This is a genomic window from Bacillus sp. TH13, assembly GCF_016651175.1.
Lineage (GTDB): Bacteria > Bacillota > Bacilli > Bacillales > Bacillaceae_G > Bacillus_A > Bacillus_A thuringiensis_S.
On sequence record NZ_JAEKEJ010000020.1, the window covers coordinates 19,033 to 44,925 of the forward strand.

Sequence of the window (25,893 nt, forward strand, 5' to 3'; positions counted from 1 at the left end):
TTTATATTACTGAACAAACATTAAAGGAAGATTAATGTACAAAAAAATAAAATGATATAATTAAATAGTTTCTAATCTTTCTTTAATGTTTTGGAATTATAGTGATACATATTAATAAGAGGAAAAGGAGAATGTTAATGCGAGTTCTTATTGTCGAAGATGAACAAGACTTACAAAATATATTGGTGAAACGATTAAATGCAGAATATTATAGTGTCGATGCATGTGGGAATGGCGAAGATGCCTTGGATTATATAAACATGGCTACCTATGACTTGATTGTGCTTGACATTATGATTCCTGGAATAGATGGTTTACAAGTATTACAAAGGTTACGCGCGGATAATAATACAACTCCTGTCTTGCTTCTTACAGCTAAAGATACAATTGATGATCGCGTAACAGGACTCGACTTAGGTGCGGATGATTATTTAGTAAAGCCGTTTGCTTTTGATGAACTATTAGCAAGAATTCGAGTGTTAATGCGAAGAAAAACAGGAAATACATCTAATGTATTTGAACTCGCTGACCTAGTGGTAGATTGTAATATGCATAAAGTAACAAGAGGAGACCAGGTTATCACTCTTTCCAGTAAAGAATTTGCTATTTTAGAATATATGATTCGTAATAAAGAAGTTGTGTTGACACGAGATAAAATTGAGCAACATGTGTGGAATTACGACTATGAAGGTGGCTCGAATATTATTGATGTTTACGTCCGATATCTTCGTAAAAAAATTGATAGCCAGTTTGAAACGAAGTTAATTCATACAGTACGAGGAACTGGTTACGTATTGCGAGTAGAATCATGAAAAAACTATCAATAAAAATGAGAGTAACCCTTTGGTATACGGGGTTAGTTGTAATTATTATGGCACTCGTGTTAGCTTTTATTTTAGCTTCTTCAGATAAAGTTGTGCTTTTTAATATGAAAAATCAATTAAAGAGCACAGTAAAAGAAAGTATTGAAGATATCAAATATAAGCATGGACAGTTAAAGATTGACGATGATTTTGAAACTTTAGAAGATGGAGTAAATCTCCTCATTTATAGTAAGCAAGGTGAGCTATTGGCAGGAAGTAGTCCAACAAGCTTTAATAAAAAGGTATCGCTTAAATCCGATGAAATACAAGCCATTAAAAATGGTAATAAAGAATGGATAGTATATGATTTTCTCCATAATGCAGGTGGCGATGAGCAAGTCTGGGTTCGTGGAATAATGACGATGAACCAATTATCATCAACAATGAATACGCTTATCGTGGTAACACTCATCACATTTCCATTACTTATTCTCATTGCGGCAGTGGGAGGATATTTTATTACGAAAAGAGCGTTTCGACCTGTGAAACAAATGAGTGATTCAGCCAGTGAAATTGGTGATGGTAAAGACCTTTCGAAGAGAATTAATTTACAAGGTTCATCGAAAGACGAAATGTATCATTTAGCACAAACCTTTGACAAAATGTTTGAGCGATTGGAGACATCATTCGAAAGTGAAAAACAATTTACATCTGATGCATCTCATGAATTAAGAACACCAACATCTGTTATTATTTCGCAATGCGAATACGCTTTATCACTGAGGAATAATCCGAAAGAAATGGAAGAATCTTTAGAAGTAATTTTAAAGCAATCACGTAAAATGTCCGCGCTAATCTCACAACTCTTATTATTAGCAAGAGCTGACCAAGAAAATCATAATACTTTCCAATTTGAATGTATCAATATGAGTGAATTAACGGAAATCGTTGTAGAAGAGCTTTCATTAATGGTTCAAGAAGCTTCGATTGATATCACAACTCATATAGAGGAAGACCTGTTTATGAAAGCAGATCAAACATTGATGATGCGTTTATTAATGAATTTACTAACGAATGCGATTGCTTATAGCAAAGCGAACGGCACTGTGCATATGCAACTGTTCCGTGATGAAACCAACATAATAGGTAAAGTCTCCGATAATGGCATAGGCATCAGCGAGCAACATATTACGAAAATATGGGACCGCTTCTATCGAGTTGACGCAGCAAGAACATCTTCAAGCACCGGAAACACAGGTTTAGGATTGTCGATGGTAAAATGGATTGTCGAACTACACGGAGGAAAAATTACAGTTGAAAGTGAATTAGGAGAAGGCAGTACTTTTACATTTAAACTACCAATTGAAAAACCAGCATAATTTATGCGCGTCTGTCGCTTCAAAATAAAAATTGATATTTAAAGACTCTCTACAATCCTTATGTAAAAATAACTGACGCATTTTAAACATCATCGATTTTATCATTTTGGACAACCTATTCTGTTAAATTGATATACATGCGAAAAAACTATCGAAATAAAACCCCAGAAATCCAAAGGTCTCTGGGGCTTCATTATATATTTAGTTCTTTTTGCTTTTTGTTTTGTTTATGTTTATACAGTAATTTTCGGCTTATGAGAGAAATCAGTAATAAGACCAGTATTAGTACAAAAAGTTGCATAAATGATAAATCAAAATATTTAGCACCTGTAACGATTAACAATGTTGAAATCGTACCTTTTACAATGAAAAAAATAATAATCCATAATCCGCCTTTTTTCCAGTTCATTTTTATATTACCCTTTCCTACGTTTAAATTATTAAATGGGACACCTTATTAGAAATCTATTATATTAATAAAAAAGTCATGTCTAATTAAATGCAATGATTCCATAATAAGTGAAAATGATATTCAATGTCAATTTTATTGACTGTTTGAATACCTGTTTCTTCACTTCAACCTCTTCCTACTTTGTTTCTTATAAGCAATGAACTCTTGTTTTCAAACAAAAAACACCTCCATTGAATTTACATACTTCGCATGCGAATTCAAGAGGTGTTTTTTCATATACCATCAAGTAAAATTTCCTGCCTTATTTCTTGATACGTACCTATTTTCTAGTACACAATAACTGGATCATACGTGTTCAAACTATCATATACAGTTTTTGCAACGTTAGGCAGCAGGTTTACACACCCACCTGATCCCCCTGTTAAATAAGCATTATTTCCCCAGTCTTTTCGCCAGCCTGCATCATGGAATCCTTGACCACTATTTGTGAATGGAACCCAGTAATCTACTTTAACTGCATAATCAGCTTTACCTACTGCGCTTCCTTTCAGCGTGTATGGTGTTCGTTTATATAGAACGTACCACACACCTGGTGATGTATCTTCACTCGTGCTATGTTTACCCGTTACTACATTTGTTGTGACAACTAATTTTCCATCTTTGTAAATCCAAATTTGTTGCTCTGCAATTGAAACTTCTGCATACGTGTCTCCGATGCCATTATTCGATGTTGTTTTATAACCGATACCTTCCTTCTCCCAACCATTTCCGTGAATATTAGAAGCAGAAAGCGACTTTTCGCCTTTCTCAAAGGCTTGTTGAACTTGTTTAGTTTCTTTTTCAACATCTAGTGCCCAGCCGTAGCCTTGCCCTTTTACTGATATGACTGAACCGGAATGCGTTTTAAATGAGAAATCTTTATTTAATGTTGATTTGGCATTATTAATTTCAGTAATTTTATTCTTAATGTCGCTCGCGTCAATTGTAACTTTCATATCCTTTGAGATAGAAGCATTTTGAATTAAATCTTTCGCTTTTAAAGGATAAACTTCATTCTGCACTTTATACTCAACAGACTGCCCAAGAAGATTCTGTAGCGCTTTCTCCTCTTTTTTGACAATCGGATCGTCTTCTTTAATAGGTTTTATGTATGCAGACTTCAGATGAATTTCGCTTTTATATTTTTGCTTATCGTAATCTTTCAGTAGACTAGTAACGTCATACTGTTTTCCTTCAACACTTTTCGAAATAACAATTTTTCCTTGTTCTAGCTTCGCCATAGCATCTTGAGGCGCTTTTAACTTTTCATTCATAGAGATGAGCTTTTCTTCTACAAGTTTTTTCATCGTTTCACTACGATACTGATCTGCCTTCTCTGGTAGCAATGAATAATTTTCTCCCTTTGAGGAAGGGAAAAATGTCCACTGGTTTTTTAATAGTTTCTTAACTTGAGGCAAATCTTTTTCCGTAAGTTCCGTTTTTGTATCTTTTTCATCTAAAATTTGTTGTTGATCAACATAGACTTTGTTTGCTAGTCCAGATGTCTTTAATTTCTGTATTGCCTGATCAGCGCTCAGACCACCAACTTTTGTGTCATTAATTGTAACATTCGAATTGAAGTGAGTTGCCTGATAATAACTCATTCCCCCAATAAGAAGTGCAATTACACCAATACCCGCTGCGATAAACTTCCAATTTGTATAACTTTTGTTTGATCTTACTCGTTTTTGATCAATTTCTTCAACTGATTCATTTGTTGTATTGTTGTTCATCAATCTTTCCCCCGTATGTATTAACGTCAAACGATTTTCAATTAAAATCATAGACTAGTGTACCTTATTTTTCCTAAAATTTCATTATTTCCGACCACATTTTATCGCAATTTAATGATTAAATTTAGATTTTTCAATAGTACGATGCATTGCACAGCCCTTTACAAGTTATAAAATGAAATTTCAATCAACCGTTATACCAAAGGAATTAACTACATCTTCTTTGGAAAACTTTTTCTCTTTACGTAAAATACGAATTATATTATCCATTTTATAAACATCACCTCCTAATTTTGTCAAAAAAATAAACGATAGTCCTTCTATCTAAAATGTAGAAGGACTATCGTTTTTTCAGTTAGAGTATTTGTATAATCGTTTAACTTTTTATTTCCTGAAGGTCAAACTTGATGAAGATGATGAAATTTCATCTCATAGCCTTTAAATGAAAACATTATGTTTTTTATGGCAACCAAGTTTATTTTCTTAGCTTGATGTACCCACATATCTAGCAGCCTAAGATTAAGTAAGAGTCTGTTCAACTAGATTTTTTCTAATATTTTTAGGAGCATCTTATTTCGCCTCGTCATATTTCACTAATTGAATTTAAAACACATCCGTATGCTATTTAGTAAAATTTACGATTCGAGACGTAATTATTGCAGTAATCAAGATAATAATAGCGGTTATCAAGCCAGATTCTCCAATCCAAATCTCAGTTTGATACCCTGTACTTGCACGTGTAAAAGGTCCTTGAATAATGGCATTCCAAGTAGCATGGATGATAACCGAAGGCCAAATGCTACCTGTGATAAGTCGTAAATAAGCTATAATATAACCGAATGGTACAATACAAAGATAGATACCAAGTACTGAAAGAACGACAGATGGGCCCGCTACATATAGACCAGCAATAACTATTGGAACATGCCACGTTGCCCAAATCAATCCACTAATAAGGATGGGCCGTGAAAACTCTGCATCGACTAGCCTTGTGAGCATATAACCTCGCCAACCCATTTCTTCTCCCAAAGCTGGGATTAAGCCAAGCAAACTTCCGAAAATGCCGCTCAATACTACTAGATAAATGAAGCTGAATGGTGCCGTTACATACTGAAGCCCAAGCATATTGTAGATCGGTTCTAAAATAAACATACCAACTTCGGGATACTGAAACCCCGCAATTCCGCTCAACCAGGCGATAGAATAAGTAATTCCACAAATAATCATAGGGATTAGCAGAGCAAAACCGATCCCCTTCCATATCTTTAAATTACCGAGACTAAAAGATACATCTTTAAACCCTTCTTTCAGTATTATGCGAGTCAAAATAGAAGAAAATGCTGGGGTAAACATATATACCACAATAAGCGGCATACTTTTCGTAATTATTACTACTACATTTAGGATAATAGAAGTAATGATTAAGATACTCAGAAAGAGTTGAAGTCCTATTTTAGCACGTTGGATTTTATCTTTATTGTGGAACGATTTTGCGTGTAATATCATTTTAATCCGCCCTTCCCCTATAATTCACTTGTTTATCGAATTTACTTCTTGTCATTTCCACAGACACAACTTAGAATAAAAATATTTTTGTATACAGATTCATTCATCTTTAAAATCCCTCCCCAATTTATAGTCTAGTCTTACTTACGACTCATCAATGTAATTATTATTTATAAGTTGTCATAACCGATAGTACAAAAGTGTAATGATTAGTCTATGACCTGTGTCAATTAACCTTATGACAATATGTAACTAGAAAATATGATATGGAATAGATAACAATTGAATTAAGGCAATTGATTCGTGCAAGTACAATGAATCAATCTTGCTTTACAAATAATTCAATTGAGGTGGAAAAAATGAATAAGAAAAGCATAATTGCAATGGTTAGTACAGCTTTATTAGTCACAGGATGTGTAGAAGTAGGAGAGGCTCAAACAGTAGCAGTCGAAAATTCAGGTCAATCAATACAAAAAAATATAGTTAAATCCATACAATCACAGGCTTACCCATTAAAAACGATAGAGCCGTCAAAATCATTTGAGGATTTAAAACCACTTAAGAAAATGATTGGGAGCGCACAATATGTAGGATTAGGAGAGAATACTCATGGAAGCTCTGAAATTTTCACTATGAAGTTTCGCCTTGTGAAATATTTGGTTACTGAGATGGGTTTTACAAATTTCACAATGGAAGAAGATTGGGGAAACGGCTTAAAACTAAATGAATATATCCAAACAGGAAAAGGAAACCCTAGAGAATTTTTAAACTTGTTATATCCTACTGATGAAATTATAGCCATGATTGACTGGATGAAAGATTATAATGCTAATCCATCCAATAAAAAAAAGATCCAATTTATTGGGCTCGACTTAAAGGAGTTGGACCAAGATTGCTTTAATAAAGTAATTGATTATGTAAGGCTACATCGACCAGATTTGCTGGCAGAAGTAGAAGAAAATTATAAAGAATTGTCGGCTTTTAATGGAAGTATAAAGGAATATATGGACCTTGCTCCTGAAACAAAAGAAAATTTCAAAGCAAACGCTGAGAGAGTAGCCCAATTACTAAAAGATGAGAATGGGCAAGCCAACACAGAAATAGTTTCACCTGAGTACATCTGGGCGAAAGCAACGGCAAGTGTAATAGAGAAATATACCACAATGCTAATTCCTAACGACTATCCAAGTGTGTTAAAGCTACATGAGCAATACTTGACCGATCATGCAATGTGGGCACAAGAGACATTGGGTGGTAAAACGATGGTATGGGGACACAATATTCATATAGCTAAAGGAATTATCGATGAGAAATTATACCCTTATGTTGCGGGGCAGTATTTGAAGGAACGTTTAGACAATAATTATGTCACAATTGGCAGTACAACTACGGAGGGGAATTTCACCTTATACAGCGACACCCAAGATAAGATTAAAACGGATCCGATTCCACAAGATGTAAATAGTTTCAATTATACCCTTGGAAAAGTACCATATAAAATGTTTTTATTGGATAACCGTCACCTTAAAGGACCAGCAGAGAAATGGGTTAAAACAAAAAGACCATTACTAAGTATAGGGGCACGACTTTTACCCAACGAATCGGCATACTTTGATACGTCATTGCTTGAGCAATTTGATATTATTTTTCATATTCGCAAAACAAGTCCATCTCATATTAAATAAAAATACAAAACAATCCCATGCTTGCAGATGCAAGCATGGGATTGTTTTGTAGAGGATTAATAAAAGCAGCTTTTTTTAACCAGAAGTAGGTTGCTCTCCCCTTTTTAGCATCATTTAAAACTGTCATATGACACTTTTACACTAGTGAGAATGACAAAAAGAGCAGTATGATTCGGTTATTACATAGACAGGAGCGATGAACTTTATGAAATCAAGATTCATACAGAATGGTTATTTTTTATTGCTAACTTTCGTTACAGGATTGTTTTATTTTTGTTTTTATCTAATAGCTCTGCTATTCAGCTTCACCCTTTCATTTACGGTAATTGGAATTCCACTAGTTATACGCGTACTACAGACTACTACACCTTTTATCCAATTCGAGCGCATACAAACGAAAATTTATACAGATATTTCAACAGACTCTTATGATAGAAGTATAACAATAGATACATCAAACTGGTCTCAGGTGAAATTAGTGCTTACAGATCGTCGTACTTGGTCTGCTGTCTTTTGGTTAATGCAGAAATTTGTGATTGGCATTTTCAGTCTCATTAGTGCAATTATTTTTTATGTAATGCCACTTATGTTCCTGTTGGCACCAATACTGTATCGCTACATCGAAATGAATATTATTTTCATACAGATAGATACGTTTTCCAAGTCACTCTTTGTAATGTTTATGGGTATAGTATTTACTGCCATAAGTATTAAAATAGTAGATGGTTTGACAAAGAAAATTGGAGGCTATACACATAGCATGATCCGGCAACTAAATCAATAGAAGTTTACCTTCTATGAGAGAATTGTAGTGTAAAATTAAAAAGTACAACAATGTATGAAGGATTAATTTATAATATAGGAAGTAAAAAGGTAGGCTATTTAGGGGGTAAATGACTTGTTAGATATGGTTAAGTATTGGTTTTGGTACGATTGGATTATGTTAGGAGTCCGTATACTTGTTAGTGTCTCTATCGCCATAACCACATTAGATTTTCAGGATAGTTTAACATTGCCACTTTGGATTATTATTCTTTGGGAAATTGTTGCCTTCTCGATTCCATGGGTAGCCTTACTGTTCAATTATAAATATTATTTGTTCACAGAAATACTGCTATATGGTGGACTGTGTATATATTTAACTTCTTTATTTCCGGGAGCTAACGTTACATTTCTTATATCGGCTTTTCTGATTGCTGCGAATAGTCAGCATTTGTCCTATTATTGGACAGCTCCAACAACAGTTTTTATAACAACTGGAATTTTCTATGCGGTTGCGCCAAGTAATAACTATTGGATTATGGTTACCTACTATGGACTTGCTTATGTAATTTCCATTTATTAATCGTCAATCATAAGCAAAATGAAGCGATTCGTAAACAAAACGCGGTACTTGAGCAATATATGTCTCAGATTGAACGTATTACACTGGCAGAAGAACGGAACAGACTGTCGAGTGAGCTTCATGATACAGTTGGTCACGCTTATACTTCTATTATTATGGGGATGGAAACGCTGCGTACCGAACTTGCTACTGAAATGGGTATACAGAGGCTAGATTCTCTGCTTGAAATGGGACGTAAAAGCATTGAGGACGTGAGAGGTTACCTACATCAAATGGATTCTCCGTGTCAATCGTCTTCCTTGATTCAATCTCTACAAAATCTTGGAGCCGAATTTCAGGAGCACGCTCAGGTAAATGTAAGTTTTAGGACATTCGGAGAGGAATATCAACTATCTCGGCAAGCGAAGATCACATTCGTTCGTTGCTTACAGGAGTCCCTTACGAATGCAGTACGTCATGGTCAAGGGACTGAAATTATAGTTTCATTGCAGTTTGAACAACAATATACGAGGTTAGAAGTTCAAGATAATGGAAAAGGAAATGTAGAATGGCAGGAAGGCTTCGGTATGAATGCGATGAAAGAACGAGCAATGAACTTGCAAGGTCATTTGTCTGTATATACAAAGCCAGAGGAAGGAATGCTTGTTACATGCACCATACCGCGACAAACTGAAATAAAAGATGGACTTATTCGTTTGTTAATTGTAGACGATCAGCCATTTGTTCGGGAAAGTTTGAGGACACTACTCGATAGATATGAAGATTTAAATGTAGTCGGCTTGGCTGAGGATGGCAATCAAGCCATCGATTTGTGTGGGCGCCTTCAACCCCATGTTATACTTATGGATTTAGATATGCAGCACATGGATGGAATCGAAGCAACCAAAAAGATTAAACAACAATGGCCACATATCCGCATATTGATTTTTACAACGTTTCAAGATACCGAACAGGCGTTGGAATCGCTTCGCAACGGTGCGGATGGTTTTTTACTCAAATCTATTGAAACGTTGGAGCTAGCTAATACAATCCGACTTATTCACAAAGGTGGGACACTGATTGATCAGGGAATGTCTCACAAAATATTTGAGAAGTTTGATGAGCAAAAAGAGACACCACAATCAAAAGCAACCGCTTATGAGCTAACGGCTAGAGAGATAGAAATATTGCAGCTAGTAGCAAAGGGACTTCGATACACTACCATAGCATCAAGGTTATATTTGTCAAATGGTACGGTCAGAAATTATGCTTCTACAGCTTATACAAAGCTAGGAGTCTGTAACAAAGAAGAAGCTGTTCAAAAGGCTCTAGAAATTGGAATTATTGAATAAAAAAATGTTTTTTTGTTTCTTTACAGCAAGGTAAAATGTAGTTACAAGGTACAGTAAAGGATAAACTTACGAATTTAATTGAATATCATTTTTGATAGGTAATTTTTTAAAAAAGTTCACCCTGTTTTAAAAAACTTTAAATAGCGTTACTACCTATTGAATGTAGCAACGCTATTGTTTTCTATATTAGAAATTAAACATCTTTATTATTGCTATACGGAAGCCAGTTTCAGGTCTTTTCATCTGATAATTATTCCTTTCTAATTCGAAATAATTATCTCGTAATTTCTCCACCTACAGAACTATTTTCATGTGAGGATTCCTCTAAGCCAAATGCCCCCTAATTCACTAGTTATCTCTGAAAATAGCTATTTAAAAATATGGTTGCTAATTTCATTTCGCTCTTCCTTGCACCCAAGTAGCAATATCATTTATAACATACTCAGGGATATTAGCGGGACTATAATATTCATCCGGTTTACTTAATTCTCCATTCCCTTCTGTAAAGAAGTGATTTAACTTTGGATATAGTCGATAATCAATATTATCTCTCTCTTTTAATTGTTCTTTCCAATAAGGAATTTCAATTTTTGATAGAACTTGATAGTCTCTTTCTCCTTGAAGAATAAGAAGCGGTGTTTTTTGTTTTTTTGACATTTCTGCTGCTTTAATTTTACGGATAGAATCCCAATATACTGGTGGTCCTAAAGAAAAATCCTTTGGAGGATTCTGACTAGAAAAATTAGGATCCTTTAATAATTCAAATTGCGATTTGAAAAATTTATATTCTTCTGGTTTCATTTCTCCAATAGAAAGACGATACTCCAGTTGATCTAAAACATTGTCTGTGAATGCCTTGCCCGCTCCTCCCATCACAATTGCCCCAGCAATATTTTGATTTTGATTTTTTTCAATTATCCTCGGAATCATCATTCCACCTTGACTATGACCAAGAATATAAATTTGATTCTTATCTATCATAGGTTCATTTTGAAGAAAATGAGTCACAAGAAGTGCATCATCTGTTGTCTCTTTATCAACTGTATAAAACGGACTAAGTTCTGTTTTCAATCCATGTTCATAGGTTCGTTTATTATAGCGAAGGACAGCAATTCCTTTCGAGGCAAGACCTTCAGCTAAATCACGAAATGGTTTTAAAGCATATGTTGCTGAATCCTGATCGGCTGCTCCAGCTCCATGAACAAGAATAACCGCTGGAAAAGGGCCCTTCCCCTTTGGAACAGATAATGTTCCTGGTAATGGAAATGCACCACTTCCAACTACTACTCCTTTATCAATAAATGATTCAGGCTTACTATATGATGGCCGATCTGCAACAGGACTAAACGGCATACTGAGTTGAAAATCATCTATTTTTCCAGATGGATCTAGTCTTATTAGTAAAGGTACAGTCATTTGTTCAAAAACTAATTGAATCTCTACATTTGTATGAATAGAATTTTTCTCTTTTTGTGTGACCTCTCCAATTTCTATAAAAGAACCTTTTTGTACTTGCGTAGGCAGTTCTTCCCAATAGTTCTTCAGCCACTTTTTAGATATTATTTTCTGTAATGATCGAGAAGTTAAATCAAATGCAGATTTATAATCTTCAGTATGCATAGAACGGACAAATGAAAAAGCAGTAGATATAACAGGATTTCCCTCTTCAATATTGTCTATTTTTTTTATATTTGTGTTTGTTTCCTTTAATGTCGATTTATTTTGGTGACTAAATGGATTATTAAATGTATTTTGATATAAACTTCTTTTCAATACATCCTTATTCCGTCCCTCAAATAAGTTTGGATAATCCTCGAGATTTTTAGATAAAATTACTTCCTCCGCATATGAAACCGAAGGAATGGTTATGGTACAAATTGCACTGACAAGTAGTAACTTACTTACTATTCTTTTTCTCGTGCTCATATTTATTAATTCTCCCTTCATAATTCAAATTTTTAATACGGCATGCATAGTATTATACGGAAATAGAAATTTTCAAGGCGATTAACAATCTACTTTACGATCCCTTCTAGCAGGTTAAAAACTATTATAAACAAACTTCAATATACAATGCCTTCTTTCTCTTTTTCCACATGTATGTTAACTCTAGAAATTACTTCTTTTCTTTAAAACACTCTTGTTACTGGTTTGTTTTTCATATATAAGTCGTACCTCTTTCCCCCTTCGCGCCACTTTATATTTTTATCATATACAATGAAAATCTCTTTTTTCTTACCTATTCCTTACAAATCCCTTACGCTTTTATAATAGTGCTGTAGGAACCTCTGTGCCCGAAAGCAAAAAAAAGAAACACCAATGTTACTTGCTTTGGTGCTTCTTTTTCACGCTTTAAATTTTGATTATTTTTCTTGCTATGTAACACAAATTACGTTGTGCTGTAGGAAACACTCCTAACGTTGTTAAAATCACTTGTTCCAATGGTAAAATTTATACTAGAGGGTACTTATATTCAACAGTTTAAGAAAAAGAAATGCCTCAAAACTATTAACTTAAGAAACGGATATTCTCTAGAATGAAAATTAAGAAAGTGTCTTTCAGGATTTTTGTTCTGAGGGTATTTATATTTGTTAACTTGATGGGTGTTTGATGGTACCCTATCGCTATCAAGCTAACTAAACAAAATTCCTCCTAATCAGTATAATCAATAACACGGGGCCGATTATGTTGATACTTCGTATAAATAACATCATTACATTAATCTTTTTTAGGGAGTACAATTCCTTTAAATAATTGAACAGTAATCCAGTAATACATCGAATAAATTACTACAAAAATAACAAGTGGTAACCAAATGCGAGAGTACGGATCGATTAAAAGCGCTCCAAACATGTTCATACCAACTGATATGTGAGTAATCCCCACAATTGCTGGGAATAAGAATATGAAGAATAACTCTTTATAGATTGATTTTGTTAATAATTCTCGGCGAACACCAATTTTACGAAGCATTTGATAACGTGCTACATCTTTTGATGCTCCCGACAGAACATTAAACATTAAGCAACTTGCCATCATTGCTAAAAATGCAACTCCAACGAAAAAGCCCATAAACATTAGTCCGCTGGCAAAATCATGACTCATAATATATGTTTGATACTTACTACCCAATTCTTCCGCTTTCACATTTTTATATTTTGCTATCTGTAATTCATCAAGTTTTTTCCATTCTTTTATGTATGATCCAAAATCATCTGTTTTCCCTATAAACACAGTACTTTCTTTACCCTTCAACCCATCGTATATGTTTTGTTCTACAATTTTTATTTCATAATCAGGATATAAATAATCTGGTTGGATCGTTCTGAAAGCCTGAATCCATTGTTTTGTGTCTGTCTCTCCTTCCGCCCGTTTTATTGAAAATGCACCAATTGGTAATTCCTCTGAAATTTTCTCATTTTTCATACCTTGCGAGAAAGGGTGATTTTTCTCTACATCTTCTTTTAAATAATAAACATACTTATTATCCACTTTGTAATGATATTCTAGTTTTTCTTGAAATAAGATATCACCCAAAATTGTCTTTTCTTCCGCTGTTGGATTATGAATGACTGAATCGTAAATTTGTATTTGATCTGTAATTTTTAGGATGTTGTTTTTAAATGCCATACCACAAGCAATTCCACCAGCACCAAGAGCCACTAAGATTGTTACTGTTGCAAGCACATTTGTTAGACCATTAATGCGGAAATTTAATTGTGCAAAAGTAAAAGCATTGAGGCCTTTTTCACTACGTTTTTTATTACTCTTTAGCTTGTTAATCATAACTGGGAGAAGGGATCCAAATATAAGGTAAGTACCAACGGTTGCTGAGATTAATCCAACGGCCATTAATCCCAAAATAATTAGCGAATTTGCATATGACATATAAATCAGTGATGCATAACCAATACCTAATAAAAGAATACCAAGGAATGCAACTACAACTGTCATTTTTCCTTTTATGGCAACACGTTCTGTTTGTTCATCTGCATGTACAAGTTGCAGTACAGAAATACGAGATAATTTAATACTATTCATAATTGCCGATAATACAAATAGTACAAAGAAAAAGACGCAAGTAATAGCTATAGATGGCAGATAAAACGCTTTATAACCTTCACCAGCAAACTCGAGTTGTTTCATTAATAACTGACCGATACCTTCTGCAAATCCTACACCAATTGTAATTCCAATCAAAAGAGATGCAGCGCCTAATACGATTGTTTCGATAAACATAAGTAATGTAACTTTATGCTTTTTTGCACCTAACATCATATACATACCAAACTCTTTTTGACGAAGAGCTGATAAGAAAGAGTTTGCATATAAAATATAGAAAAATGTGATAACCGCTAACAAAAAGGAACCAATTTTAAACACAGCCACAATATCCCTAATAGAAGAGTTAGATTCAAGGAACGTTTTATTGGATGCTAGCGTTTGAAACATATAAAAAGTTGAAATAGAGACAATAAGACCAACAAGTAAAACAATGTAATCTTGCAACTTACTTTTTAGGCCTGACATAGAAAGCTTAAATAACATAATTGAACTTCCTTTCTTACGCTTTTTGTGTGCCTAAGTTTGCAAGCACGTCTAAAATTTCTTTATAGAATTCTTCACGGGTACCACCGCGATGAATTTCTTTATATAACTCACCATCTTGAATGAATAAAATACGCTGACAGTAACTTGCGCTGTAAGGATCATGCGTAACCATCATAATGGATACACCTTGCTCTTTATTTAAGCTTGTCATGGCATCAAGTAAACTCGTTGCATTTTTAGAATCTAGAGCTCCAGTCGGCTCGTCTCCCAAAATAATTGCTGGTTCATGAACTAACGCACGTGCTGCTGCGGAACGTTGCTTTTGTCCACCAGATACTTCAGAAGGATACTTTTGAAGTATAGCTGTAATGCCTAACATATCAGCTACTTTTTCTACTTTCTTTCCAATATTACGAGATGAAACACCTTGAAGTGAAAGTGGAAGTGCAATGTTCTCATAAATAGATAAGTTCTCTAATAAATTAAAGTCTTGGAAAATGAACCCTAACTTTTGCGAACGAAAATCAGAAAGTTCACCTTGCTTCATTCTCGTAATATCCGTTCCTGCAATTTGAACAACGCCGCCCGTTGCTGTGTCTAACGTTGAAATTACATTTAATAATGTTGTTTTACCAGAACCAGATGGCCCCATAATACCGACAAACTCCCCCTCTTGAATTGAGAATGATACACCTTTTAATGCGTGTGATTGATTCTCACCTTTTTTACCGTACAATTTTTGAATATTTTTTACATCTACAACTGGTTTTATCATATATATCCTCCTACGTTTTTTTATTTCATTACAATAAGCTACTATGTTTGTTTACTACTAACAAAATAGTCATGTTGCATCCACCCTTAAGCCACAATGAAATCTTTCCTTTTATCTTCTTCACTCACCTCATCACTTTGAATACATCCATGATAATCTATGAAAATTAGGAAACACCCTGTAAAATTCTTAAGAATTCTTAAGTTTTATAAAAAAAAGCTTATGGAATCTGTAATTCCATAAGCCAGTCTATTTGATTGGATGTTCAACAATAAAGGACATCCAGCCGTCTTTATATTCTGCATGTATATTACCATCATGAAGTTCAACAATTCTTTTTGAAATAGCAAGCCCCAGACCATTTCCCTGGTCATCTTTTCTTGCCTTGTCCCCCCTGAAAAACCTTTCAAACAATTTATTCGGATCGCTAACAGGCGGTTTCTCGACTTTATTTGACACTTTCAACATTGCTTTGTTATCCATTAATTCAAGACATACGGATAATTCGGATGGTTTCATGCTGTACTTTATCGCATTCATAAAGAGATTTTCATATACGCGTACCATTTTTTCTACATCTATGAAGATAGGTATTGTTTCTTCCGTGATAGATTTTTGAACGATTAAACTTTCCTTTTCAAATATAGGAATGTATTCTCCAACTATTTGCTCCAACAAACCTGATAAATCAACTTCATTAAGATTTAACTTAGCATCTATGCCTGATAAACGAGTATATTCAAACAGCTCATCAATTAAATATTTCAGTCTCTGTGACTTTGAATAAGTGGTTTCAAGGTATTCCTGTAATTGTGTTTTACTGTCGTATTGCCCTCTTTTTAATAAATCTAAATAACCAATAATAGATGTCAACGGTGTGCGTAAGTCATGAGATACGTTCGTTATGAGTTCATTTTTCGTACGTTCTAATCGTCTTTCCTGTTCAAATGTATTTTCCAATTCCTTAGACATATAGTTGATATTTTGGGCAAGTTGGGTCAGTTCGTCCTTCCCCTTAATCCCAATTGTCAGACCTAGTTTTCCATTTGCAATATCATTTACATTATCCGAAATGAGCTTCAGATATACTATTTTCTTTCGAACCAATATCAAAAAAATTATTATAAAGTTAAAGATTGCGAACGCGAATAAGAACAACAATACCAAATTGAATTCAAACATATCAAATTCTTCGTGTTTTATAAATAATGGATCTATGACGTATGCCAAAATGAGGATTGTTAAACCAAATGAAATAAAAAAACTAACTGCAACAGCACCAAGAAGTTTTATAATAATCTTATTTCTAAAACTAACATTCTTCATATTTTATATCCAATTCCCCAAACAGTTTTAATATAAATAGGATGTTTAGAGTCCTCTTCAATTTTGTCTCTTATTTTTGTAATATGTACCATGACGGTATTATCTGATTTATAAAAAACCTCTTTCCAAACTGCTTCATATATTTTTGCAACGCTCAGGACAACCCCTTTGTTGCGGGCAAGTAATTCGAGAATAGCAAACTCTTTTGGAGTCAACCTTGTTTCTTTTCCTCTTACCCATACTTGACATGTATCTGTATTTACGGTTAAGTCACCAATTTCTAGAATACTTTTATTATGTTCTATGGACGTATTGTATTTTTTAAACCTTCTTAATTGGGATTTTACCCTAGCGATTAATTCTAGTGGGTTAAACGGTTTTGATAAATAATCATCTGCACCAGAGGCTAAGCCCTGAATTTTGTCTATATCCTCAGATTTTGCAGATAGCATAATGATAGGCATATTACGATCTTCCCTAATTTTCATACACGCTTCAATGCCATCCATATTCGGCATCATAATATCTAAAATAATCAAATCAAATTCCTTTTCTTCTAACAGTTGTAAAGCTTGTATAGCATCTTCTGCCTTTTGAGTTTTTAGGCCTTCATTTTCCAGATATACAGAGATAAGATTTCTAATCTCTTTATCATCATCAACAATAAGAATTTTTGACTCCATATTATTCCTCCACATTAAATGCAATAAGTATACAATAAAGCATATATTTGTTGTTACTTAATTAATAAACTTAATAGAGATAGTTTCTATCTTTTTTCTTTACTTAAGACGATTCTTTGTAAAATACACAAAAAGACCGTCACAATATTGTGACGGAAAAACAGGAAAATTTCAATAACTAATACTATTATTATTTATTTTTAGCTTTTAAGACACCCAGCGCTATTTTGGTTGCTTCTGCAATAAGCTTATCATCGTATTTAGCATCCTCTTTATCATGATTAGAAAGTATCGCAAGAACAATTGGCTTTTTATTTGGTGGCCAAATAATTGCGATATCATTTCTGGTCCCATAAGATCCCGAGCCCGTCTTATCAGCTACTTCCCATCCTCCTGGAACTCCAGCACGAATTAAGTTGTCTCCCGTAGTATTCCTTTTCATCCAATCTATTAATAAATCCCGTTTCTCAGTTGAAAGTACATCTCCTAGCGTAAAAGCCTGAAGACTAGTAGCTAATGCCTTTGGGGTACTAGTATCATGTACGTCTCCTGGATGCACTTCGTTTAACTCTGGTTCAAAACGTTCAGGATTCGTAACTGTATCTCCTATTTCTCTCAGTGATTTTTTGAATTCACTAGGTCCACCTAATTGTTTAAGAATAAGATTTTGTGCAGTATTATCACTATATCGAAGAGAAGCATCTGCAAGCTCTTTCAGAGTCATACCACTATCAACATACTTTTCTGTAATTGGATTGTAATTAACAAGATCTTCACGAGTATACAAAACTCTTTGATTTAGATCTTCTATTGATTTCTTTTGTAAAAGTACTCCCACAGCTAAAGCTTTGTGGGTAGATGCGTATGCAAACCGTTTATCTGATTGATACGTAACGGTTTGATTCGTATCAGTGTCCAATGCATAAATACCAAGTTTAGCATCAAATTCTTTTTCAAGTTTAGCAAAAGAATCATTACCGGTAGTTTCTTGTTTGGTTTGATTTGTTTGTTTAGGTAATTCAGATTGAGTATTACCATCGGAACAGCCTATAAGCGTTGCACATGAAAGAAATACTACAGGTACCATCTTTTTGTAATGTAAAATGTTAAAAAACTTGTTTAAGACTATCATACATTTTCAACCTCTTTCAAGAATATATGGTTTTTCTAGGTGTTATACATATTGATACAATTAAAAAGTGTATCGGATATCACTCTTCTTGCATCTCCTTTTCATAAAATGAGCGAACTATCATGAACACCTGTTTTATACGTATACTTAATAGACAACCTAAGTAACAAGTTTGTTCCATTTTTATCAGGAGTCGTATCTAGAAACCTAAAAAGTCCATTTAAAAAATCTAAATGGACTTTTTTACTCATATAATCCTATCTATAGTTAAACGAATAAGATTAAATAAATTTAAATTTTCTTGCTTTATCTACTAAACTGTTTAGGCATTTCTTTAACGTGCTTATCATCATCACGCCAATCATAGGTTTCTTTCTGTGAAATATCTAAAGTTTGATCTCCAATTCTAACAATATTCTTATTTACCCATTCAATATATGGATCGGTATCTGGATAATTCCAATATATATTTTTCTCTGAATCTGTATCAAGGTTAACTAATTCGCCCCTAACAGCATCCGCACTTAATGATCCTGCATTATGAAAATAAGTCTTGATGAGATATTTTCCATCTGGAGATTTCACTGTTCGAATTAATTCCCCTTTTGGAACACCTTGCAAACTAAAAAGTTTCCAATACCCAAATCCAATTATAATTACTAACATAGTAAGTATAGTTAGTAATACTTTTCTTTTTGTTTTTTTAATTTCACCTTTTGTATTTATAATACTCATTCAACTCCATTCCATAGAACGCATACCATATTATACCATTAAATAAATGGTATAATATATCAAAAATAAAAATCCTCCCGTAATAGTATTATAAAAAGGGCATGTGATGGTCTCCCTATTTATAAAGTGAAACTTTAACCCCCTCACCAATCGGGCTACCCGTTGATGCGGGATAAACATGAAAATTCCCCTTTAAGAAAAATATAAAAAATCAGACAGTATACTTGAATTGCTCTTCGCAAGAGAATATACTAATAAAGCAGGCTATGACGTTCCTTCCTTCTAACTTCTTTGGCGAAATAGGGATGTTACTTTCCTGCTAAACACATAGGCTATGACAATTCTTCCTTCTTTTTTAGAAATTTCAAATTGTTTTAGAGTTGTCAATTTCCTATGAAAATAATTAGACTATAAAACCTCTTTCTTCTTTGGGATTGAATAAACTTTAGTTTATCAACCATTGATGTAGAGGTTTTCTTTTCTTAATTAACAAATTACCACTTAACAACTAAATGTTATACCCCTAATTTTTCAATAAAAAATAGCTATATAACCTCTGTGCATTTTTCTACAATTAGTGTGTTTATGCATGTAAAAATAAAAATCTACCACTGAAAGGAGGACAGTCAGACTATTCCCCTCTTTTATAAGGAGTGAATAATCGGCGTTCTCATGAAAAATTCTATTTACATAAGAAGAAGTTTGAAAGTAATTATAAAAAGAGAAGAAAATAAACTACCGAACATTTATTTAGCCACTGTTTTAAAAAACTTGGAAAGTTTAGGATTTACTTTTTCCGAGCCTTTAATAGAAGAGTTGCAAACACTTTCGATTGATGCATTCACATCGTTTTACAAAGAGTTGGTAAAACATTTAAAAGAAATGGTTGGTGCACATATTCAGTTTACTCCTATGTATCCAAACTTTCCGCAACAAATGATGGATTTAAGTGACGCTGATTTATACATCAATGCCGTTATTCATTATGTGACGTTGCGCCTACCTGTATCAAAAGTAGAAGAACGACTTCCTCTTTTAGATAGAGTTGATTTGAAAGTTATTGACTTAGGAAGTGAAGAAGATTTCAATCAAATGATTTCTCAATTGATTAGTGCAAACAGCTCTATTTCCTCAACTGATAAGACAGATGTAGAATGGGCTATTACACACACTGAAGATGTTTCCTGTTTTCTACCTAATGTAATTCCTCATAAGGAAAATATGTCTTTTATAATTGGGGTTTTATTAATAAACAGAAAAATATCAGCCGATGCTGTTGCAAAGTATTTTAAAACGGCAACTGATGTTCTTCGCCTTGCAGTTGCTTTATCTGAAGGCGATGTGAGTTTAGCATCCTCCGTTCGATTCAAGAAGTTTAACCGAACAGAAAGACGCTTCCTTTTAGGATTGTTAGAGCAATGCGGAAACATTACCGAAGATATGCTTCGATATAAAAAACGTTGGATTCGTTTAGGTGAAATTCTTCATCCAGCAGAATATCATACTCGTTTCCCAAAAACCCACCGAGCATTTGAGATTCTTCGCAACAACATTAAAGTTGAAACATTTAATGGAAAAATAGAAGCAGCTTTGTTGAATCGTGATATCATGACAGCGAAAAATCTTTTAAAAACTCGCCCGGGGGAATTTGCCAGACGTTTGGATCATTTAATCCGTTTATGTAGTGATAAGTCAACAGATGTTTTCAATATTCTCGAAGATTTTCTAAGTATAATAGGAAACGTTTCTACTCCTGTATTACTTCAACTCACGGCTCATTTTAAGCATCGAAATGATAAAAATGAATTTCGTACTTTTTTTCCAAAGGGAAATGTAGCAAAAGCTATAGGTATTGAAAATACACTTCCATTTATCTCAGAGGATATTTGTTTAATGATTGTAAAAATGTGTGAAGATACTTTAAAAAATCGCTTCGCAGAACTTCCAAGTCTCGGAAAAGTATTTTTGGATGAACAGTTAAAAAATCACTTAGTTCCCTTCTCTCAACGTTCAGCCAGCAAAGCGCTTCGCACATTATCTCGAGGAAGTAAAGTAGATTTGCCAGAAGGAGATACAATTCGTTTTTTCCTATGGTGGAAAGAAGGCTATGTGAATGGACAACATACAGGACGCGTTGACATTGATTTGTCTGCTGCAATGTACGACGAAGATTGGCAATACAAAGAACATGTATCCTTCACGAACTTACGTTCAAAAAATTTCAAAGCCTACCATAGTGGAGATATTACTTCTGCACCAAAGGGGGCATCTGAATTCATTGATTTCGATATTCCGTCTGTGCTGAAATATGGTGGACGCTATGTAGTCATGACTTTGCTTTCTTACACAGACCAACCATATAAAGATTTACCAGAATGCTTTACTGGTTGGATGGTTCGTCAATATCCTGGTTCAGGTGAAATATTTGAACCTTCTACTGTTCAAGATAAAGTGGATATTACTGCCGACACCCAAATCTCTATTCCAGTTATTTTAGACTTAAAGGAACGAAAATTGATTTGGACAGATTTGTCTCTTACAAGAGATCTAACTTATGATAATACCATCGAGGCTAATCAAAAAGGTATGATACTAGTTGGAAAGGCTTTAACTAATTTAGTTAAACCGAATTTATATGACTTGTTCCGATTACATATTGAAGCTAGAGGTGAACTCGTTCAAGACATCGAAGAAGCAGAAAGCATTTTTTCTTTGGATAAAGGGATTACTCCTTTCGATATCGAAAAAATAATATCTGATTTTATCGCTGATCCACAAGGCTAACTACATTACAAACATTGATAATGTGTGGAAAATATCCATGTATAATGTCTATGTGAAACAGGACCTGATAGATGAATATCAGGTCCTGTTTTTTATTTAGTAGATACTAAATAGTCCGGTTAATCACTATTCATCTAAATACACTATACTAATAAAGTGAAATTTATTCGAAAGAAGTTCATTAGTTAATATGTATCTAATTAAGAAACATTCATATACCAGCCCAAACATCTTTTCCATATCGCCCTTCATCTTGCACACGATCCAACCAATTTCTTGCTTCTTGTTCACTGACTTCATGAATTTCTTGATATGCTTGACAAAGGGTATCTTCTACATCCGGAGCCATTTTACTTCCATCACCACATATATAAAGATGAGCTCCATTATCTAATAACGAAATTAAATTGATTCTATCTTGTTTTATTAAATGCTGTACATATGTTTTTGGATGTCCCTCTAGACGAGAAAAAGCTGTGTGTAAAGAGATTAATCCATCTCTTTCATCATTTTCTAGTTCTGTACGATAGAGATAATCTTTTTCAGGATGACGACAACCAAAATATAGATGCGCTTGTCCTAAGTTCATACCTTTTTGCTTTTGAACACGACGTGCTTGCAAGAATCCACGGAATGGTGCAATGCCAGTACCTGGCCCAACCATAATAATTGGTGTTTCTGGATTTTCAGGTAATTGAAAGTTTGATTGTGGCGTTCGAATGAAACAGATAATCTCATCTTTATTATGACGCTGAGCTAAATAATTAGAAGCGACTCCTTCATATGTCCCTTCCCCACTCCATGCAGGCGCATTCACAACACCAACCGTAATGCTCAGACGATCCTGTGCAACGAGTGGAGAGCTTGAAATAGAATAGTAACGCGGTTTGAGCGCCGGAAGAAGTTCTAAAAAACGTTCAAATTGGATTTCACAAGCCTCATACTTTTCAAGAAGATCCAACATTGAAATACGTTTCTTTAATATTTGTTCATGATAAACTCCTTCTTCCAATAATGATTCCAATTCCTTTTTATGAGGAGGGCATACTGTGAATGCCACCATTTCTCGTATTTGTGCTCGAGTGGCTGCTTCTTGAACTTCGACACTATAACTAAGAAGGTCAAATAAACTAACAGGACTGTCTAAAGGTATGTGATTTATACTTCGTCCACTTGCACTCAGTATGACCTGATCCTTCCCATTTAATCCAAAGCGTTTTAAAATTCGGTTGACATTTTTCTCACTATTAATTGGCAGCACTCCAAGGTGGTCTCCTTCTTGATACGTAGCACCTTCTGGCAAGGATACCTCAATATGTCGAGTGCTTCGTTCACTGCTAGATGATTGGAGTTCACGATTTTCTAATACAGATGCATATACTGCTTCATATGTTCGCGCAAGAGGAGATCCTCCAAGACGACTAACAAATTGTAAACTTAATGTACTGCGTTCTTTCTCCATGTTTTTGTTAAGTTCCAATCCAAATGTCTTCATCGCATCAGACCACATACTTTGTTTCCATTGCTCGAGCTGTTCCTCAAAATCACCACTTGCATCCCCTTCTCCGCGTTTAGAGAATCTCTTTGCTCCTTTTTGAGCCATTTGCTCATCAATGTATCTTGGAATTCGCTGATAAGTACTAGCCCAATTATGATCTCCACAACCAAAAACTGCGTATTGAACACCTTTTAGCTCATCCGGTTTTAATTCCTCCAACCACTGCACAAACTGTCCGGCATTACTTGGCGGCTTTCCATTATAAGAAGAAGTTACAATAAGAACCGCCCCTTCTTTCGGTAGACTTCCAATTCGATCGTTAAGAGCTGCTACTTCCGTTTGAACACCTTCTAAACCAGCTGTATCTGCTAGTTCTCTTGCAATACCTTCTGCTACCCCTGTATCCGAGCCATACAGAACAAGAAGGGAAAGATTATCGGCTCCAATAATAGAAGGAGTCTTCTGAACGTGCTGTTCGATTTCATGTTTTTTCAGTTTCTCCTCTGTAGGCGCAAGAACAGTAGTATGGCTAATAGTTTGATTTCGGGGTACAATCCTAATTTTAAAATCACCAGGCTTTAGCGTTAATGTTTGTTTTACATCCAACTGATAGTCTTGATAATCAATGAATTCAAAATGTTGAAGAAGCATTCCCATTACGAGTGTGGCTTCATGAAGTGCAAACTGCATACCGATACATGCACGCTGACCATTTCCAAATGGCTTATAGGCATGATGAGGGACTTTATCTGGATCTTCAAATCGTTCAGGTTGGAATTCTTCCACATTGTCTCCCCATGCGTCTTTATCCCTATGTAGCTGAGGAATAAGAACAGAAATACGATCTTCTCCTTTCTTAATTGGATATTTCCCACCAATCACCGTATCTTCTTTTGCATACAGACTGAATGCTGGAGCAGTAGGCCATAGACGTAGCGATTCATTTAAAATCATCCGGATATACTTTAGTTTCATAACTTGTTGGTATGTTGGAGTCAGATCTTTCAAAACTCGGTCTACTTCTTCATAAGCTTTTTTCAATTTATCTGGATTCTTTAATAAAAAGTAAATTGCAAAAGATAACAATCCACTTGTTGTCTCATGCCCAGCTATTAAAAAGGTAATAATTTGGAAACGAATATTTTCATCATCTAATTTTTCACCAGTTTCCGGATCCTGTACATTTAACATACGGGAAAGTAAATCATTTTCTTCCTGATCTCCACTATTTTTACGTTCAGCAATAATATTATCTACTAAAGAAAACATAGATTGGATATCATGCTGAAATTGACGTTTCGTTCTCCACATGAGTTTGTCTTCTATATCCAGTCGCTGTAATTGGTGCATCGCCTCATCTAGAGCACGGCTCATGCTAGTGATAAAAGGATGAGGGGTCTCACGATAAAAGCTATTAAATCGATAATTAAAACCACATAGACCAATTGTATCTAGTGTAAGGCGAGTCATATCCCCTGTAACATCTACGTTTTCATTCGGATTAAGTCGTGCCCATTTTTGAACGAGTTGTACGGCAATATCGACCATCATAGCATGATAATCTTTCATTGCCCGTTGGCTGAATGTAGGCATCAAAATATTATGAGCTTTTTTCCAGTTAGGCTCGTGGGTCTCGCTTGTAAATAATCCGTCTCCAGCAAAAGCACGAACCTTTGCTAAAGCACCCTCTATACTTTTATCGAACCGTGTTTCATCACAGATTTCTGCTACCAGTTCATGTCCAGAAACGACAATGATGGTATCACTTAAAGTTTGAATTCGAAAAATAGGACCATACTCTTCCGCCAGCTTAATAAACGATAGAGTCGGTTTATCTTTATCGATTAATGGGAGATTACCCAGCGGTCCATATGTTTTCGGCTGAGGAATGACAGATACTTTTTTTCCATTTAAAACACCCTTTCAAAAAAGCATGAAATAAAATATCCCATTTAATAAAAAGGAAATAGTAATTAATCGCCTGGGATATAGATATGTAATTGATTACCTTATTTTATCTTTTCCCTAACTATTCATGATTATGATATTGAGTATAAGCTTGGCAATTAGATTTATAACTTGTAGAAAAATACTAAATTAAAATGAAGCGAATAAATATAATTGGATCCTTTTAATATTGGTGTTAAAAGATAAGATAAAATTATAATGTTTATGA

The 25,893-nt window shown here is 34.4% G+C and carries 16 protein-coding genes and 1 pseudogene; 6 read left to right on the forward strand and 11 right to left on the reverse strand.

Annotated elements, in window-relative coordinates:
• Positions 1–137: 137 nt before the first annotated feature.
• Positions 138–812, forward strand: a complete 675-nt coding sequence (locus JFU02_RS04870; protein WP_098838669.1) for a response regulator transcription factor — start codon at positions 138–140, stop codon at positions 810–812.
• Complete coding sequence (locus JFU02_RS04875; RefSeq protein ID WP_061665906.1) at positions 809–2,182, forward strand: sensor histidine kinase; 1,374 nt, start codon at positions 809–811, stop codon at positions 2,180–2,182. Before JFU02_RS04870 ends, JFU02_RS04875 begins: the two co-directional genes overlap by 4 nt.
• A 193-nt stretch (positions 2,183–2,375) precedes the next feature.
• Here JFU02_RS04875 and JFU02_RS04880 read toward each other — a convergent pair whose 3' ends face one another.
• The 3 genes from JFU02_RS04880 to JFU02_RS04890 all read right to left on the reverse strand — a co-directional run bounded on the left by JFU02_RS04880 (position 2,376) and on the right by JFU02_RS04890 (position 5,872).
• The gene (locus tag JFU02_RS04880; protein WP_001104092.1) at positions 2,376–2,591 is read right to left on the reverse strand and encodes a hypothetical protein; all 216 of its coding nucleotides are present in this window, start codon (positions 2,589–2,591) and stop codon (positions 2,376–2,378) included.
• A gap of 329 nt (positions 2,592–2,920) precedes the next feature.
• Complete coding sequence (locus JFU02_RS04885) at positions 2,921–4,366, reverse strand: L,D-transpeptidase family protein (RefSeq protein ID WP_001064081.1); 1,446 nt, start codon at positions 4,364–4,366, stop codon at positions 2,921–2,923.
• A gap of 621 nt (positions 4,367–4,987) precedes the next feature.
• On the reverse strand, positions 4,988–5,872 hold the full coding sequence (locus JFU02_RS04890) for a CPBP family intramembrane glutamic endopeptidase (RefSeq protein WP_000600463.1): 885 nt from the start codon (positions 5,870–5,872) through the stop codon (positions 4,988–4,990).
• A gap of 359 nt (positions 5,873–6,231) precedes the next feature.
• Here JFU02_RS04890 and JFU02_RS04895 point away from each other — a divergent pair, with 359 nt between their 5' ends.
• From JFU02_RS04895 to JFU02_RS04905, 3 genes and pseudogenes are all read left to right on the forward strand, one after another.
• On the forward strand, positions 6,232–7,557 hold the full coding sequence (locus JFU02_RS04895) for an erythromycin esterase family protein (protein WP_201070178.1): 1,326 nt from the start codon (positions 6,232–6,234) through the stop codon (positions 7,555–7,557).
• A 205-nt stretch (positions 7,558–7,762) separates the two neighbouring features.
• Positions 7,763–8,341 (forward strand): sensor domain-containing protein, encoded by a 579-nt coding sequence (locus JFU02_RS04900; protein ID WP_201070181.1) that lies wholly within the window; start codon positions 7,763–7,765, stop codon positions 8,339–8,341.
• A gap of 114 nt (positions 8,342–8,455) precedes the next feature.
• Positions 8,456–10,233: pseudogene (locus JFU02_RS04905) on the forward strand (hybrid sensor histidine kinase/response regulator transcription factor).
• A 393-nt stretch (positions 10,234–10,626) separates the two neighbouring features.
• Here JFU02_RS04905 and JFU02_RS04910 read toward each other — a convergent pair.
• The 7 genes from JFU02_RS04910 to JFU02_RS04940 all read right to left on the reverse strand — a co-directional run bounded on the left by JFU02_RS04910 (position 10,627) and on the right by JFU02_RS04940 (position 19,435).
• Complete coding sequence (locus JFU02_RS04910; RefSeq protein ID WP_201070184.1) at positions 10,627–12,159, reverse strand: alpha/beta hydrolase; 1,533 nt, start codon at positions 12,157–12,159, stop codon at positions 10,627–10,629.
• 792 nt (positions 12,160–12,951) lie between these two features.
• Positions 12,952–14,781: an FtsX-like permease family protein gene (locus JFU02_RS04915; protein WP_201070187.1), complete on the reverse strand. Its 1,830-nt coding sequence runs from the start codon at positions 14,779–14,781 to the stop codon at positions 12,952–12,954.
• A 16-nt stretch (positions 14,782–14,797) separates the two neighbouring features.
• On the reverse strand, positions 14,798–15,559 hold the full coding sequence (locus tag JFU02_RS04920) for an ABC transporter ATP-binding protein (protein ID WP_000595172.1): 762 nt from the start codon (positions 15,557–15,559) through the stop codon (positions 14,798–14,800).
• Between the two features lie 249 nt (positions 15,560–15,808).
• The gene (locus JFU02_RS04925) at positions 15,809–16,885 is read right to left on the reverse strand and encodes a sensor histidine kinase (RefSeq protein WP_201070190.1); all 1,077 of its coding nucleotides are present in this window, start codon (positions 16,883–16,885) and stop codon (positions 15,809–15,811) included.
• Complete coding sequence (locus JFU02_RS04930) at positions 16,882–17,568, reverse strand: response regulator transcription factor (RefSeq protein WP_000444080.1); 687 nt, start codon at positions 17,566–17,568, stop codon at positions 16,882–16,884. The genes JFU02_RS04925 and JFU02_RS04930 overlap by 4 nt, the downstream gene beginning before the upstream one ends.
• Before the next feature lie 190 nt (positions 17,569–17,758).
• Positions 17,759–18,700, reverse strand: coding sequence for a class A beta-lactamase (gene bla, locus JFU02_RS04935; protein ID WP_061666929.1), 942 nt, complete (start codon positions 18,698–18,700; stop codon positions 17,759–17,761).
• Between the two features lie 306 nt (positions 18,701–19,006).
• Positions 19,007–19,435 carry a DUF5412 domain-containing protein gene (locus JFU02_RS04940; protein WP_000022540.1) on the reverse strand — a complete coding sequence of 143 codons (429 nt, stop codon included), beginning with the start codon at positions 19,433–19,435 and terminating at the stop codon, positions 19,007–19,009.
• 672 nt (positions 19,436–20,107) lie between these two features.
• On the opposite strand from JFU02_RS04940, the gene JFU02_RS04945 reads away from it, so the two are divergent.
• A complete protein-coding gene (locus JFU02_RS04945) occupies positions 20,108–22,219 on the forward strand; it encodes a TerD family protein (RefSeq protein ID WP_141527029.1) in 2,112 nt (703 codons plus the stop codon).
• Positions 22,220–22,430: 211 nt separating this feature from the next.
• Here JFU02_RS04945 and cypD read toward each other — a convergent pair whose 3' ends face one another.
• A complete protein-coding gene (cypD, locus tag JFU02_RS04950) occupies positions 22,431–25,607 on the reverse strand; it encodes a bifunctional P-450/NADPH--P450 reductase (protein ID WP_201070264.1) in 3,177 nt (1,058 codons plus the stop codon).
• Between the last annotated feature and the right edge of the window lie 286 nt (positions 25,608–25,893).

Bases quoted from the DNA above. Each gene is read 5' to 3' on its own strand.
- JFU02_RS04945 (WP_141527029.1), top strand. From the start codon at position 20,108: ATGAAAAATTCTATTTACATAAGAAGAAGTTTGAAAGTAATTATAAAA.
- JFU02_RS04925 (WP_201070190.1), bottom strand. From the start codon at position 16,885: ATGAAGAATGTTAGTTTTAGAAATAAGATTATTATAAAACTTCTTGGT.
- JFU02_RS04900 (WP_201070181.1), top strand. From the start codon at position 7,763: ATGAAATCAAGATTCATACAGAATGGTTATTTTTTATTGCTAACTTTC.
- JFU02_RS04875 (WP_061665906.1), top strand. From the start codon at position 809: ATGAAAAAACTATCAATAAAAATGAGAGTAACCCTTTGGTATACGGGG.
- JFU02_RS04890 (WP_000600463.1), bottom strand. From the start codon at position 5,872: ATGATATTACACGCAAAATCGTTCCACAATAAAGATAAAATCCAACGT.
- JFU02_RS04870 (WP_098838669.1), top strand. From the start codon at position 138: ATGCGAGTTCTTATTGTCGAAGATGAACAAGACTTACAAAATATATTG.
- bla (WP_061666929.1), bottom strand. From the start codon at position 18,700: ATGATAGTCTTAAACAAGTTTTTTAACATTTTACATTACAAAAAGATG.
- JFU02_RS04940 (WP_000022540.1), bottom strand. From the start codon at position 19,435: ATGAGTATTATAAATACAAAAGGTGAAATTAAAAAAACAAAAAGAAAA.
- JFU02_RS04885 (WP_001064081.1), bottom strand. From the start codon at position 4,366: ATGAACAACAATACAACAAATGAATCAGTTGAAGAAATTGATCAAAAA.
- JFU02_RS04930 (WP_000444080.1), bottom strand. From the start codon at position 17,568: ATGGAGTCAAAAATTCTTATTGTTGATGATGATAAAGAGATTAGAAAT.
- JFU02_RS04920 (WP_000595172.1), bottom strand. From the start codon at position 15,559: ATGATAAAACCAGTTGTAGATGTAAAAAATATTCAAAAATTGTACGGT.
- JFU02_RS04895 (WP_201070178.1), top strand. From the start codon at position 6,232: ATGAATAAGAAAAGCATAATTGCAATGGTTAGTACAGCTTTATTAGTC.
- JFU02_RS04910 (WP_201070184.1), bottom strand. From the start codon at position 12,159: ATGAGCACGAGAAAAAGAATAGTAAGTAAGTTACTACTTGTCAGTGCA.
- JFU02_RS04880 (WP_001104092.1), bottom strand. From the start codon at position 2,591: ATGAACTGGAAAAAAGGCGGATTATGGATTATTATTTTTTTCATTGTA.
- JFU02_RS04915 (WP_201070187.1), bottom strand. From the start codon at position 14,781: ATGTTATTTAAGCTTTCTATGTCAGGCCTAAAAAGTAAGTTGCAAGAT.